This is a genomic window from Mucilaginibacter sp. (assembly GCF_035492695.1).
GTDB lineage: Bacteria > Bacteroidota > Bacteroidia > Sphingobacteriales > Sphingobacteriaceae > Mucilaginibacter.
The window spans coordinates 153,649-168,182 of the sequence record NZ_DATJJC010000012.1 but is presented as its reverse complement, the minus strand read 5'-3'; the positions used below and the strand labels follow the sequence as shown (position 1 = coordinate 168,182).

Genomic DNA, 14,534 nt, shown 5'->3' with positions numbered 1-14,534 from the left:
CACATTTTAAATTTGCACATCACCTAACGGCAGTGTTCGCCGCCATCTACATGAATTAACGCCCCGTTTATCCAGAAAGCCTCGACGGTACAAAGCAGGTAAATAACATTTGCCACATCGCCGGGCTGTGTAATACGTCCCATCGGGTTGCGCTCGTTGCCTATCGCCATCAGCTTTTCGCTCCCGGGAATCATTTTTAACGATGATGTCGGGGTAATGCCCGCCTGTATGATATTGGTTTTCAGCCCAAAGGGCGCAAACTCCACCGCCATATATTTCGCCAGGCTCTCCAGTGATGATTTTGCAAGCGATACTGCCGCGTATCCCTCCCAGTGTTTATGGGCGCCCTCGCTCGTCAGTCCTATAACACGGGCGTCCTCATGAAAAAGATCAGCGTTCAGGATATCCCTTGTCCAGTCTAATAAACTGTTCGACATAGCGTAAGTAGTAAACTGGATATCATCGGTAGTCAGAACATCATTACCTGTTAAAGGTTTTAAATTGCCACGGGCGATGGAATGCAGCAATAGCTTTACTCCTTTTTTGGCGATGCCTTTTTCGGAAGTTAGTTTTTGTATGACAGATGCACGCCCCTCGGCAGTTAAAGCATTAACATTAAATGGCAGGATAGTAACGCCGCTTTCGGCTGCGATCTCCGGGAATTTCTCCAGCAAAGGTTTTTCGCCAACGGCAGTCTCGCGGTAAAGTACGGCGATATTCATGCCATGCCGGGCCAGTTTTTCAACCGAAGCAAAACCAAAACCGCTTGATCCCCCCAAAATAACCGCCCACAAACCTGAAAACTGCGTGTTTGTATCCAACTTTCGATTTTTTAAACTTTTACAACCTTAGCCTGTCTTAACAAGGGGTATCATAAAGGCAATTTATTCTCAAAACAGAAAAAATTGCAGCCTCAAAGTAAGCAAAAGTAAATTAGTTTTAAGGTATAAATATCAGATATTCTCACAACTATGCAGCCCTTGCGTTGTTGCGGGGCCATCGAATATTTGTTATGTTTGGTATAACTACAATGAGAAAAATAATATTTGTTATAGCACTGACAGTACTAACCGGAGGTATCGCCATTGGCCGGCCTTTACAGCAGAAATTTGAAAAGGCGGCATTTTACGCGGTGATGAAATCGGGCGATATCGCGGCTATAGATAACGAGATCCAAAACTTATCCACCGCACCAGAAAAGGATCGCGACGGCTACACCGGGGCCTTATTGATGAAAAAGGCAGACCTGCTAAGGAAAAACAAGGACAAGTTAAAGTCTTTTAAGGAAGGCCGCATTAAGCTGGAAACAGCGCTTATAGCCGAACCGGATAATACCGAGTTTCATTTTTTACGGCTAACCATCGAGGAACACGCGCCAAGGATCGTGAAATACCGGTCTGATATTGAAAAAGATAAGGCATTTGTCATCAAAAATTTTAAAAACCTGTCGCCTGCCGTTCAGCATGCCATTTTAGATTATTGTTCAAATTCCAAAGTGTTGCATAAAGAAGATTTATAATTTTGCCGCGGAATGAATAAAAAGGTTTTGGCCATTTACTACACGCAGTCCGGGCAGATGCGCGATATTATCGATTCATTCACAGCCCCGCTTATTGAGGCGGGTAACAGTGTCGAAAAGGTGCAGGTAAAACTGGTATCCGATTACCCCTTCCCCTGGACAGGGCAACGCTTTTACTCCGTAATGCCCGATTGTGTGCAGGAAATCGCAGCGGAAGTAGAGCCATTTGATCTGAAAGAAAAGCTATACGACCTGGTGATCCTGGGTTATCAGCCCTGGTTCCTGTGGCCAAGCATACCATCCAATTCTATATTAAATAACCCCAACATAAAAAGTATCATCAAAGGTACTCCCGTTGTAACCGTCAGCGAGGCGCGAAATATGTGGCTGAATGCTTACGAGCGTATCCGACAGAAATTGAAAGATGCGGGGGCAAACCTGGTCGGCAATATCGCGCTGGTGGACAAACATCCCAATGCCATCAGCTTTTTCACTATCTTCCATTGGATGCTTGGGGGTAAAAAGGACAAATACCTGGGCATATTTCCAAAACCGGGGGTATCTGCTGATGATATCGCCCATACTAAAGTTTACGGGCAAACCGTTTGTAAGCATCTGGCGATGAAAGATTGGGAAGGCTTGCAGGACGAACTGCTGAAACAAAACGCGGTAAAAGTAAAATACCCGCTTATGCTGCTGGAAACCACCGCTGTTCCAACTTATCTGAAATGGGTAGGATTTATTGAACGCAGGCGCAATCGCGGCTTCTGGCTCATGGTATTTAAGTATTATCTTTATGTGGCGCTTTTCGTTGGTGCGCCTATTCTTCTTACCTTAGATGCAATTTTTATAAAACCTTTTTCCCAAAAAAGAATTAAAGCTAAAACAAAAAACTATTTACAAGTAAGTTAGTAATATGTCTGTAAACCAAGTTTATATAAATTCTACCTCTAAATTTTTCCCTAATAACCCTGTTTCGAACGACGAGATGGAGGAATACCTGGGCTATATAGACGGCCGCCCCTCCAAATCAAAAAAAATAGTATTGCGCAATAATGGTATTGTTAACCGTTATTATGCGCTGGATAAAAACGGCAAGTCGACCCATACCAATGCCGAAATGACCGCTTTGGCGGTGAAGGAACTATTGAAAGATAACCCCGAAAAAATAAAGGAGATCGAACTGCTTTCCTGCGGCACCTCATCGCCCGACCAGGTAATGCCGAGCCACGGTGTGATGACGCACGGCTGGCTGCCCGAGTTTGAATCGATTGAAGTAGTATCTCCGGCGGGTGTATGCTGCGCTGGCATGCATGCGCTTAAATATGCATACCTCGCTATTAAGTCAGGCGAGGTAAAAAATGCTGTCGCTACAGGCTCCGAGCGGTTTTCCGGTCTTTTAGTTTCAGATGTTTTCGAAGAAGAAGCGCAGAAACTGAAGGAGATGGAAGAAAACCCGTTCATCGCTTTTCAGAAAGATTTTTTACGATGGATGCTGTCCGACGGTGCTTCGGCGTTTTTAATGTCAGATCAGCCCAATCCTGATGGATTGAGCCTGCGTGTCGATTGGATAGAAGGCGCTTCGTACGCCAACGTAATGGATACCTGTATGTACATGGGTGGCGAGAAAATGGAAGATGGTTCGCTGAAAGGCTTTATGGACTATACGCCGGAAGAGATCATGAACAAATCCATATTCAGCGTTAAGCAGGACATCACTTTGCTTAGTGATAATATTGTTCACCTGGGTGGAAAAAAGATCAAGGAGATCATGGATAAAAAAGGCCTTACGGCTGACGATGTGGACTACTTTCTACCGCATATATCCAGCGATTTTTTCAAAAGTAAGATATACGACCTGGTGCAATATTATGGCGGCGGCATTCCTTACGAAAAATGGTTTATCAACCTGTACACGGTGGGTAACGTAGGCGCTGCATCGGTTTATTTGATGATAGACGAGCTGTTTCACAGTGGCAAACTAAAAAAGGGAGACAGGCTATTGCTGCTCGTTCCGGAAAGTGCACGCTTTTCATATATGTATGCAATGCTGACGGTTTGTTAGCTTGTTATTAGTTAATTAGTGACTTGTGATTAGTTAAGACGAATCTGTATATGATCTTTTCAATCCATAAAATCCCATAATCGTGTCATCATGAAGAAGGAAAATGTGCCGCAGGACCTGGGTGCGCTCGGGAAGATCACGAAAGAGGTTTGTTATGCCACGGATAGCTCGGGCAAATACGTTACGGAGCTGAGCAATGGCTGGGAGGTAAAAACCGAAGCGCTTAACGTAGCCTGGAAGGATGTGGAAGAACGCATAGCCAAAGCCCGGCAGCAGGTTTTAAACGGCGAAGCCAGCCCGCTTTTATTTTTTATGGAGTACCGTTTAATGGATATCGGGATATTGTCCGATTATACCGGCTATTGGAAATGGCAGATCAACCGTCATTTAAAGCCCGAAAAATTTAACCGTTTATCAGCCAAAAAACTACAAAAATATGCCGATGCCTTTAACGTAAAGGTAGGTGAGCTAAAAACAATGACCGTGCATGAAGCTTGATTTTGAACACCGCCAATCGGCACATTGCGAATCCGGTGTTACCAGCAGCTTACTGCGCAAAATATCAGGAGGCAAAATAACCGAGCCATTGGCTTTTGGCATTGGCGCGGGGCTTTTCTTTACCTATCTGCCATTTATTAAGATCAATAATGGTCCGGCTATCGCTTTCCGCACATTTCCGGGATTGATATTCAAAAAAACCTGCCAGGCTTTGGGCATACCTGTTGTCCGCAAAAAGTTCGGCTCAAAAGAAAAAGCCGAAGCTGCCCTAAAGCAATGCCTGGACGAAGGCCGCCCCGTAGGCTGCCAGGTCGGGGTTTACTACCTATCCTATTTTCCGCGCGAGTACCGCTTTCATTTCAATGCCCATAACCTCATCGTTTTTGGCAAGGAAGATGATAACTATCTCATCAGCGACCCAGTGATGGATACACCCACCAAACTAACAAGCTATGAGTTGGAACGTGTGCGGTTTGCCAAAGGCACTCTTGCCCCCAAAGGGCAGCTTTACTATGCGGAAAGCAAAACGGAGATAACCGACGACCAAATACGCAAGGCCATCATTAATGGCATAAAACGGAACACGTTTATGATGCTGGGCATACCCGGCCCTTTTGCAGGGGTTAAAGGCATCAAATACCTGGCGGGAAAGATCAGGAACTGGCGGGATAAACTGGGTGTGCAAAAAGCCGGGTCGTACCTGGCACAACTGGTTCGTATGCAGGAAGAAATAGGTACGGGCGGCGGCGGATTTCGCTATATTTATGCAGCGTTTTTACAAGAGGCGCATGCCTATACCCGCAATGATGAACTGCTTGAGATCTCAAAAATATTTACCCAATCTGGCGACCTTTGGCGCACCGCAGCCGTACATGCTGCGGGGATATATAAGGGCCGGTTGGGCAGTCAGCAGGATTTTGACCAGATGGGCGAGTACCTGCTTGAAATTGCCGAACTGGAGAAAAACGCCTTTTTGGCTTTGAAAAAGATAAAATGGTAAGTAACGAACTGGCTGTAAATATCGAAAACCTGGGGTTTCATTATCCCGGCAACGACGGCGTAGCCTTTTCCGGACTAAACCTGAAAGTAAAAAAGGGCGAACGTTTTGGCCTGTTCGGACCGAACGGGGCGGGAAAAACCACCCTGCTTAGCCTGATGACCGGGCTATTGTCAGCCGACCAGGGTACCGTTGAATTGCTTGGTCACGATGTAAGCAAACATAGCAATAAGGTAAATGCGTTGTTCGGCTTTGTCCCGCAGGATTTTTCTTTTTACCAGGAAATGAGCCCGGTAGAGAACCTGGAATTTTTTGGCGCGTGGGCCGGGCTTAACCGGCACCAGATAAAAACGCGGACGGACGAGTTACTGCGTATACTCGGACTGGAAAACGTCCGGAATAAACAGGTGGATAAATTTTCGGGCGGGATGAAGCGCAGGGTAAACCTGGCTATCGGGGTTATCCATAACCCGGCCGTATTGATACTGGATGAACCAACCGTAGGCGTGGATGTACAAACGCGGCATGCCATTATTAATTACCTGCTCGAACTGAATAAAAACGGCACCACGCTCATTTACACTTCGCACCAATTGAGCGAAGCTGAAGGTTTGTGCGAGCATGTCGCACTGATCGACAGCGGCGAGATCATCGCCCAAAATACCTTGACCGAATTATTAAAAGAACATAGCAAGGATAGTTTAGAAGGTTTATTCCTTGAACTTACCGGCAAAGAATACCGCAACGATGTTTAAACTTTGGGCCGCTATATTGAAGGATCTCCGTGTACTTCTACGCGATGGGGTAGGGCTGGCCCTTATGTTCGTAATGCCTATTGTGCTGGTGGTGGTGATCACTGATATCCAGAACAGCACTTTCCAGCTCATTAATAAAAACAAGCTGCCTGTTTTGGTATGCAACCGCGACACCGGGGCATCAGCAAAACAACTGATTGCGGCTATTGAAAAAATAGGGATGTTCAGTGTATCGGCGCTGCCCAAAAACCAGGATGAAAAAACCATTGCCGATTCGATGAAGAAAAATGATGCGTTGATGAGCATCATTATTCCAGCGGATTTTACACAAAAAGTAATGGCCAAATCCAAAACAACTGCCGGGAAGGCGCTCACCAGCTTTGGCCTGCAAGCTGATTCAACCCAAAAGGATCTGGGCGACCCGGAGCCGTTAAAGTTATATTATAACCCTGTTTTGCAGGAATCGATACGCTTGTCGGTAAAAGGAGCTTTGCAAAGCGCATTGCAGTTGGTGGAAAGCAGGCAGACCTTAAGAAGTCTTTATTTTTCCATCAACGAAAAACCGCTGCCTTCCAAACTGGAGGACGAAATGCTGAATAATAAAGCGGCAATTAATGATATCCCGGTTTCTATCAGCGGCTCCCTTAAACCGCCAAATGCCGCACAGCACAATGTTCCGGCCTGGACGATATTTGCCATGTTCTTTATTATCATGTCACTTGGTGGCAGCGTGGTAAGGGAAAAAGTGAGTGGCAGCTTTATACGGCTTAAAACTTTGCCGACAAGCTACCTGGTCGGTATGGCTTCCAAACAGATCGTATATATTGTCGTTACCCTTATACAAGCTGTTGTAATATTCTCGCTGGGTATATGGTTATTCCCGCTGATAAATTTACCTGCGCTCAATTTACCCAATGATATTTTGGGCCTGTTTGTGGTAACGATTCTGACGGGGTGGTGCGCGGTAAGTTATGCTATTTGCGTGGGTGTATTTTCAGAAACCCATCAGCAAAATAATGGGTTCGGTGCAATCTCTATCGTCATTTTAGCGGCCATTGGCGGATTGATGGTGCCCACTTTTTCAATGGATACCTCGCTGAAAGCCATAGCCAATTTCTCGCCGATGCACTGGTGCCTCGAAGCTTATTATGGCTTATTTTTGGAGAATGGCAAACTAATCAATGTAGCAGGTTATCTTGCGCCGCTTGTGGTGATAATAATTGTGCTCCAGTTGGTGGCGTTTTGGGGACTGAAAAGAAAAAATTTAATATAATTACCAAATGGAAATTGCAGAACTGAAAGAAAAGCTGAAAAGCCAGATCATATTATTTTTAAACCTGACCGATCTTACTCCAGCCGATATTAAGGACGACGAGCCTTTGTTTGGCGATGGTCTTGGGTTGGATTCTATCGACTCGCTCGAGTTGATCGTATTACTGAAACGCGAATACGGCATTACTATACAGGACCCAAAAGAAGGCCGCAAGGTACTGGTGGATGTGAATACCATGGCTGAATATATTCAGCAGCACGGGAAGCAGTGATTAGGCGAGGGCATTTTGCCTGACAAGCATTTTATACAAACGCTCTACATCATCTTTATTGCACAAACCGGTGCCTGGGTTCATCGTTGCAGCGGTGCCACAGGCCACGCCGTATTGAAGCGCTTTTTCCAAAGTGCCATTGCGCGCCAGGCTAAGTACCAGCCCTGCCACCATGCTGTCACCCGCCCCAACGGTTCCTTTTACATCGACGGTCGGCGGCTTTGCCTTCAACACCACGTCTTTTGTTACAAGTATCGCTCCATCACCACCCATCGAAACCACCATCACTTCGCATCCACCCATGTTGATCACTTCTTTTGCCGCATCAATAACGTCTTGTATTTCCATATGTTCCCGTTTTATCAGGGCCGCCAATTCTTTTGTGCTGGGTTTTATCAGATAGGCACCCGCTTTTATGGCATCTTCCAACGGCTTACCCGAAGTATCAACCACCAATTTGGCTTTCTTCCGGTGGGCTATAGCTGCTAATCGTGCAAAAATATCAGCGGGCATCCCGGCGGGTAAACTTCCGCTTGCAACAATAAACGGTACGTCGGCTAACTTTTCGATACTATTAAGGCAATTCATCCATTCTGCTTCAGCTATGGTTGGTCCGGGCATAACAAAACGATATTGACGGTTCGTTCCCGTTTCGGAAACAACCAGGTTTTCCCGGGTATTTTCCTTGATCTCCGTAACTACCGATGTCACCGCTTCTTCCGCCAATAATTGATTGAATTTTTTCCCTGAATGCCCACCGGCCATATAAACTGCGATCGCGTCGCCACCGAGTTTTTTTATCACGCGGGCCACGTTTACACCGCCGCCCCCGGGTTCATAAACAGGCTCAGAACAATACATCTTCTTTTCCGCAACCAGTAGAGGAATCGTTGTGCTTTTGTCGATCGCAGGGTTAAAGGTAATGGTGATTATTGGTTGCATTTCAGGGTTTGTTTCATAGCATAAAACAACCCAATTTTACAAAGCTTCACAATAGCTATCGTCATGGCAGATAATGACCTCTGTCACTTTTGCGCGGAGAAACGGGCCGGCCTTTATTGCTTTTTATTCTTTTTCATCCTCATTATCCTGTCTTTTCTGCCGATAAAATCATGCATTGGGGGGCGCATTGGTCCAATTCCCAGTACAGTTGCAAGAGCCGACGAACTGTCGGTTTTCAAAAAGGCGTTAAAATCAAAAGGGACATTCAGGATGGCATCTATCTGGCGGCTTATCGCTTCCCTGCTGGGTGCATTGTAATTGGGATGGCCCAGGTCGGCCATTACGCTGTAAAGCTCGGGGCGATAAACGCCCGTTGCCCGGTAATACCCGCCGGCATAAGCGCCGACGATCCCTTTATAAGCATGTACCGGGAAATATTGCGCCCATTTTATCTTCGTGGGGTCATTCGTTGTATCCGTATTCGGGAAAAATTGAGCATCAGAGGCTGTTGTAAAAGCAGCTTCCTGGGCATCGATATATTCGTCGGCCAAACCGCCGAAGGAATGGCCGATCTCGTGGATCATGATATATTTTGAAAGCTCATTGGTGGATACTACGGCTAAATCCCCACCCGACCCACCATAAGTCTTATCATTCACCAGTACTACCATCATATTAGCTGCGTAAAGCGGAACGGCATTCTGGACATATTTATAGCAAGTCGCGTAATCCCCTACCTGGAGCAGGCGGGTGACATCTGTCGAAAAATAAGACTTTAACCTCGTGGAGGTATCGTCAGGATGATACCCCTGGGACGCACCCCGCTTATTAGATTGCGTATAGACTACATAAACATTAAAATGTTCCTTATTTTGTTTATAAGGCGGCACACTAAAAAAATAATCAACCAGCATCTTAACCTGTTGGTCGTAATACCCGCCGGTATCAAGGTCGTCTTTTATAAAAGCATCGCCCACAATAACCATGTTAACACCATTGGGGTCATTGTCGTGCAATTTTTTTACCTCTCCGTCAGTATGATAAACAAGGGGTTTAGGCTCGGTTTTAACTGGCTTTTTCTGGCACGAAAAGAAAGCCACCATCAGGCCAATGCAACCAACGATAAGGCATTGTCTCATTTTAATCGTTTACGTTTAATCAGGATTACAGGTAATTGCTTAATATGAAACAAGATAGCTACATTTTTACGAAAGTACATTGCAATTTAAAATATAAATTCTCTCCTGAGAATAACCTGGATGTGAGAAAGACAGCGTCCTCATCCAAAAAACGGTATGTTATTTCAAGCTGCACAACGCGTTGGTTATCAGCTGCTATCAGCGATACGAATTTCAAATGGTCGGCCTTCTTTAGTCGGAGTGTCCTGTCCAGCGCTCTTTCCAAAACTTCTTTTACGACCTGCAGCATACAGGCGCCCGGCACGACAGGGTGACCCGGGAAGTGCCCTTTCAATATCGGGCTATTGGGGTTGACGGAAATGTCAGCCAGCACTTTGCCTTCTTTGTGTTCGGTTTGAAGGGCACGGAAAATATCGTTGCCTGAAGCGTCCATCGTGCAGCATTAAACAGCAGAAACAAGTATCAGCGAATGATACTTGTTTTGATAGTGATTATAAATGAGAATATTTTTAGGAGCGCCATCGCCCGCCTTTCTTTCTAAAACCACCCTGGGAATAACCCCTTTTTTCGAAATATTTGCCGCCAGCCATAAGGCAAATGATGTCGATACCGGGTACTCGCCGCAAAGATGCTTGTAATTTGCGATGGTGCTGTTTTTAAATAACCCGGTTGATAGTTCCTTGTAGATCGAATCGTTATTTATATCGCCGTTTTTGCCTGTGATCAGCAGGCCGATATCTTCTGGCCCAAGTTTATTTGCAGCAAGGAACGCCCTAATGGTTTTTTGCAGGTTATCCGGCTTATAGAATGCCTGTACGGCAAGCAACGTAGCCATATTTTCGGCAGATGGCTTATCGGTAAGCAGGAAAAATGCAGCCCCCTCGCCGCCTATAGTGCCCTTTGATTCCTCTTCAAAAAGTTGGAGGTTAGAAACCGGGTGCCGCTTGTACAGGCCGAGCCGTGTCAGCACTTTAAAGCTGGTATCTACCATTTCTTCGGTACCGCCAACCAATATGTTATTGGCGTCGCCTTCGTTCAACAGCATTATAGCGTCGGTAAGTGCGCTTTCAAAAGAAATACCCTTATGCACAAAAGTATTGTTGTATTCATGGCATTTCAGCATCAGGGCTATCTGCGCGGCAACGGTGTTGTGGGTTGATTGAATAAATGCCGTTGGCGGAAGCATCTCCTCGTTGCCTTCAACTATCCGGGTTAAAAAAGTAATAGTATCTTCCATACAGCCGAAAGCCGTTCCGGTTATTACAGCACCCGGCATTTCGATATCGGCCTCGTTCAGGCATTCTCTGGCAGCTGCAACCCCTCTTTTGATCACGTGGCTCATGCGCCGTATCAGTTTGGGATCGATGTATTCTTTATAGTCAGGCTCGATAATAGGCAGGCGTGTGCCGGTGTGCTCCACAGGATCATCCAGGAAGCCTTCGTTACGAAAGGTGTTTTGTGCAGATATGGCGGCGGCCGACCGGATAAATACTTTCATATTATGCCTGCGAAAATATTAACGATGTACAATTACCACCAAATCCAAACGAGTTGGACATAACGTTTTTAATGTTTTGCCCGCTCAAAAATTCTGTTTCCGGTGCAAAGGGCAGCTCGCTCATTTGCGTTTCAAAACGCAGGTTTGGATAGATGATGCCATGCCTGATAGCCAACACCGAAAACACTGCTTCGATTCCACCACTTGCCCCAAGCGTGTGCCCGGTATAGGATTTGGTCGAACTCATCGGCGGATAATGCGGGTCGAACAGGCGCTTGATAGCTGTGCCTTCCGCGCTGTCGTTATTAGGTGTTCCCGTGCCATGCAGGTTGATGTAACTGATATCCGACGGTTGCAGCCCTGCCTTTGCCAATGCCCCCTTCATAGCCAGGTACGATCCCGTACCATCAGGCGACGAGGCCGTTTGGTGATAGGCGTCGTTGCTGTTATTGTATCCGCTTATTACTCCATAAGGCTCCTTGTTCAAGGCTCTCATCACCTTATCCGAAACCAATACAAGGTATCCGGCGCCTTCTCCCAAATTCAACCCCTCACGGTGCTCGTCAAATGGCTTGCAAAACTGCTTATCCAATATCATCAGCGTATTAAAACCATTAAGGGTAAATTTGGTGAGCGCATCGGCCCCGCCGGCAATCACGACATCCAGCACCTCATTTTTAATAAGCCTTGCGGCATAAAATATAGCGTTTGCAGATGACGAACAAGCGGTGCTGATAGTTGTCATGAAATCACGGATACCCAACTGGTCGGCTACGATCTCGGTCATGCTGCCGCATTCGTGATCGAATACATTCCGAAGTTTACCCTTGTTATTATCCGCCAGGAAGTCGATAAAGAAATCCTCGCTTTTGTCCATACCGCCCACTGTATTTGCCGAAACAAAGCCAACACGCAATGAATTCAGATCAGGAATACCTGCATCCGCCAAAGCTTCTTTAGCCGCTACCAGGCTCAATAGGGTGGTGCGGCTGTTGTGCGTGGTCAGGCCGGTCATGGCAACCATTTCAGCATCGGTCAGCTTTACTTCAGCAACGGGCAATTCGCCTTTGTGAATGGTATTAAGCATGGTAATATCACCCATCCCCGCCTCTTCTCGCTCAAAAGCGGTCAAATGCTCCGCCACGTTATTCCCGATAGCCGAAATAACCCCTGCACCTGCTATATAAACTGTTGAACTCATTATGATAAAAAGATCTTAGTCATGTTTTCAGCAGAAAATTCGATGGCCGATCGGCCGCCTTCCTTTTCCACCAAATATAAAACCGCCTTGTATTCTTCACCCAGCACATCTACCCAGCCACAAATACAAGCCTGTAAAATATTATTACCCAACAGGTAATTTACCTGCTTCGCTATAAAATCGGCGTCAAACTGCTCCTGTATATAAAAAGTATGTTCACCCTTAAAATGATTGCGGATGCATATCTCGCCGATCACAATATTAGGCAAAGTATATACGAATAAAGACGGACTTGCGACTTCCTTTGCCGACTCCCAATATTTAATATCATCGTCCAGGCTCGAGTTTCTGTTTGCCAATACCAAGCCCACTTCTTCCGGCTTATAGCGATCTTTTTTAAAATCCTTCAGTAACACCTCCGCTGCCAGCCAGCCCAGCTTGCTCAAATTATCCATCTTATAAAATTTAGGATAATTGATTTGGAAGCGTTGGTAAATTGAAAGTAAAAACGCGGACATATCAAGCCCGTCGCATTCAAAAAGGGATTCACCATTCCTGAAAACGGTTGCATTGCTGATGGTACAGCTTGCTGTTGTATATAAAATTCCGGACAATGTGTTCTTTACCTTAGCCGCAAAAATAATCGATTATTTGCCAAAAACCACGGCAGCATTACAACCGCCGAAGCCCGATGCTGTTTTGAGAATATTTTCAGCTGAAATATTCAGCTGTGAGGAGCAGACATTTACCGTTTGCGTAACACCCAATTCGTTGAACCCTGGAGTAGGTAGGAACAGACCCTCTTTCATAGACCGGATAGATATAATGGATTCGATCAACCCGGCCGCACCCAAAGTATGACCGTAATAACCTTTCAGGCTATTCAATGGCACATGCTGCAGTTCCGATAAGCCGATAGCGTTGGCTTCCATTTCATCGTTATACAGCGTAGCCGTACCATGGGCCGAAATAAATTCAATATCCCCGGCGGTAAGCCCTGCATCCATTAATGATCTGTTTATGGCGTAAGCCAGTTCCTCGCCCGTACGCGACGGGCCCGAGATGTGATTGGCGTCATTACTTATACCGCCACCCAATACTTTAATACTGCCGGCATACTTTTCATGAGACGATAGTATCATCGTCGCCGCTCCTTCACCTAAATTCAAACCATCACGCGATTTGTCAAATGGCCTGCATACCTCCGCACTTAATGCCTGGAAGGACCGGAAACCTGACAATACAAATTCTGAAATAACATCGGCTCCCACAACCACAGCGGTTTCATATTGCCCGGTACGAAGTAACCGCATAGCGGTAATAATAGCCACTACGCCTGAAACACAGGCATTGGAAATAACGACGGGTTGATTAACAAAACCAAAATGTGCTGCTACCAATTTCGCTGAAGTAGATAAAGCAATTCGTTCTTGTAAACCGGGACTATTTTCTTCCGTTTCCAGCAAGCTGATATTTCCCTTGGTGGAGGATACGATCAACACAGTATGGCTATCGGCGGCATCAATATTGCCTTGCTTTAGTGCATCAGCAATTGAAGCGATGAGCAACTGCTCAAATTTGGTACAAGCTGTACCGTCATTAAGATCCATATCACCGAAAAACGCAGCGCAATGATCCCCGTGCCGCTTTACAGCGGACAGGTTTTGCGTCAGGTTCGAAAAATTTTCCGTGGTAGTTTTACCCAAAGGGGTATAGACATTATCGGCAACTACAAATACATCCGTTTTAATCATATCTCTATTTTTCCAGCAGTATTTTCTTATTTTGGCTAAAGCCGAATGTTGTTCACTTTTAATCCGTCTCATAAATGGGACGGCAATGAAGTCCGATCTGTTATCATAGCCCTGCCCTTTAGGGCGGGGTTAAGAAGAATCAAAAATCTGGCTTTAGCCAAAAATCGCCTTCAAAGAAGCGGAACAGATACAGAAAAACTTATTCATTTTTGCTGAACACTTTCATTTCGCATTGAGCTATCAGCGTTTCCCCCAGCCAAACCTTTCCTGAAAGTACGGCAATGTCAAATACCTGGTTTTGAATGCTGATCTCTGTCACAATTTCGTCGCCTGTTTTGGGCAGGTCAAATACTTCAAATTTGCTTACCGCGCCTATATACCCTACGGCAACAGGCTTATTTTCTGCCTGTGCTATATAGCCTGCACGTAAGGCGGCAGTTTGGGCGATGTTTTCCATCAATCCGGCTTCCTGGAAAAATGTATTCTTCACAAATACGTTATTTGCCGGGATAACAAAACTGCTCCGGGTCAGGTTTTCATCACTGCTGAGCAGTTTACCAACCATCACAAACGGCGGCTTTTGTGGAATTAACGGGATAATATCTTCAACCGGCAGTGTCAT

General features: G+C 45.8%; 17 protein-coding genes. 8 read left to right on the top strand and 9 right to left on the bottom strand.

What is annotated here, in order from left to right; all coding sequences use genetic code 11:
• Nucleotides 1–23: 23 nt before the first annotated feature.
• On the bottom strand, nt 24–821 hold the full coding sequence (locus VL525_RS07520) for an SDR family oxidoreductase (RefSeq protein WP_325384990.1): 798 nt from the start codon (nt 819–821) through the stop codon (nt 24–26).
• Between the two features lie 209 nt (nt 822–1,030).
• On the opposite strand from VL525_RS07520, the gene VL525_RS07515 reads away from it, so the two are divergent.
• The 8 genes from VL525_RS07515 (at nt 1,031) to VL525_RS07480 (ending at nt 7,378) form a co-directional block, all read left to right on the top strand.
• Entirely contained in the window at nt 1,031–1,519 is a 489-nt protein-coding gene (locus VL525_RS07515; RefSeq protein ID WP_325384988.1) for a hypothetical protein, read from the top strand.
• 12 nt (nt 1,520–1,531) lie between these two features.
• Nucleotides 1,532–2,431 carry a hypothetical protein gene (locus tag VL525_RS07510; RefSeq protein WP_325384986.1) on the top strand — a complete coding sequence of 300 codons (900 nt, stop codon included), beginning with the start codon at nt 1,532–1,534 and terminating at the stop codon, nt 2,429–2,431.
• A gap of 4 nt (nt 2,432–2,435) precedes the next feature.
• Nucleotides 2,436–3,584 (top strand): beta-ketoacyl-ACP synthase III, encoded by a 1,149-nt coding sequence (locus VL525_RS07505; protein WP_325384984.1) that lies wholly within the window; start codon nt 2,436–2,438, stop codon nt 3,582–3,584.
• A 90-nt stretch (nt 3,585–3,674) separates the two neighbouring features.
• Nucleotides 3,675–4,082, top strand: a complete 408-nt coding sequence (locus tag VL525_RS07500) for a hypothetical protein (RefSeq protein WP_325384982.1) — start codon at nt 3,675–3,677, stop codon at nt 4,080–4,082.
• A complete protein-coding gene (locus VL525_RS07495) occupies nt 4,072–5,082 on the top strand; it encodes a BtrH N-terminal domain-containing protein (RefSeq protein ID WP_325384980.1) in 1,011 nt (336 codons plus the stop codon). The genes VL525_RS07500 and VL525_RS07495 overlap by 11 nt, the downstream gene beginning before the upstream one ends.
• On the top strand, nt 5,076–5,834 hold the full coding sequence (locus tag VL525_RS07490; protein ID WP_325384978.1) for an ABC transporter ATP-binding protein: 759 nt from the start codon (nt 5,076–5,078) through the stop codon (nt 5,832–5,834). The genes VL525_RS07495 and VL525_RS07490 overlap by 7 nt, the downstream gene beginning before the upstream one ends.
• A complete protein-coding gene (locus VL525_RS07485) occupies nt 5,827–7,107 on the top strand; it encodes an ABC transporter permease (RefSeq protein WP_325384975.1) in 1,281 nt (426 codons plus the stop codon). The genes VL525_RS07490 and VL525_RS07485 overlap by 8 nt, the downstream gene beginning before the upstream one ends.
• A 7-nt stretch (nt 7,108–7,114) precedes the next feature.
• Nucleotides 7,115–7,378 (top strand): phosphopantetheine-binding protein, encoded by a 264-nt coding sequence (locus tag VL525_RS07480; protein ID WP_325384973.1) that lies wholly within the window; start codon nt 7,115–7,117, stop codon nt 7,376–7,378.
• On the opposite strand, the gene pfkB is transcribed toward VL525_RS07480, so the two are convergent.
• The 8 genes from pfkB to VL525_RS07440 form a co-directional block, all read right to left on the bottom strand.
• Nucleotides 7,379–8,320 carry a 1-phosphofructokinase gene (gene pfkB, locus VL525_RS07475; RefSeq protein WP_325384971.1) on the bottom strand — a complete coding sequence of 314 codons (942 nt, stop codon included), beginning with the start codon at nt 8,318–8,320 and terminating at the stop codon, nt 7,379–7,381. It lies immediately after the preceding gene.
• Nucleotides 8,321–8,433: 113 nt separating this feature from the next.
• Nucleotides 8,434–9,459, bottom strand: coding sequence for a M64 family metallopeptidase (locus tag VL525_RS07470; protein ID WP_325384969.1), 1,026 nt, complete (start codon nt 9,457–9,459; stop codon nt 8,434–8,436).
• A 58-nt stretch (nt 9,460–9,517) separates the two neighbouring features.
• Nucleotides 9,518–9,892: a hypothetical protein gene (locus VL525_RS07465; RefSeq protein ID WP_325384967.1), complete on the bottom strand. Its 375-nt coding sequence runs from the start codon at nt 9,890–9,892 to the stop codon at nt 9,518–9,520.
• Between the two features lie 9 nt (nt 9,893–9,901).
• A complete protein-coding gene (locus VL525_RS07460) occupies nt 9,902–10,957 on the bottom strand; it encodes a beta-ketoacyl synthase chain length factor (protein WP_325384965.1) in 1,056 nt (351 codons plus the stop codon).
• A 1-nt stretch (nt 10,958) separates the two neighbouring features.
• Complete coding sequence (locus VL525_RS07455) at nt 10,959–12,158, bottom strand: beta-ketoacyl-[acyl-carrier-protein] synthase family protein (RefSeq protein ID WP_325384963.1); 1,200 nt, start codon at nt 12,156–12,158, stop codon at nt 10,959–10,961.
• A complete protein-coding gene (locus VL525_RS07450) occupies nt 12,158–12,613 on the bottom strand; it encodes a hypothetical protein (RefSeq protein WP_325384961.1) in 456 nt (151 codons plus the stop codon). The genes VL525_RS07455 and VL525_RS07450 overlap by 1 nt, the downstream gene beginning before the upstream one ends.
• A gap of 192 nt (nt 12,614–12,805) precedes the next feature.
• Nucleotides 12,806–13,912: a beta-ketoacyl synthase N-terminal-like domain-containing protein gene (locus VL525_RS07445; RefSeq protein ID WP_325384959.1), complete on the bottom strand. Its 1,107-nt coding sequence runs from the start codon at nt 13,910–13,912 to the stop codon at nt 12,806–12,808.
• A 199-nt stretch (nt 13,913–14,111) separates the two neighbouring features.
• On the bottom strand, nt 14,112–14,534 hold the full coding sequence (locus VL525_RS07440) for a 3-hydroxyacyl-ACP dehydratase (RefSeq protein WP_325384957.1): 423 nt from the start codon (nt 14,532–14,534) through the stop codon (nt 14,112–14,114).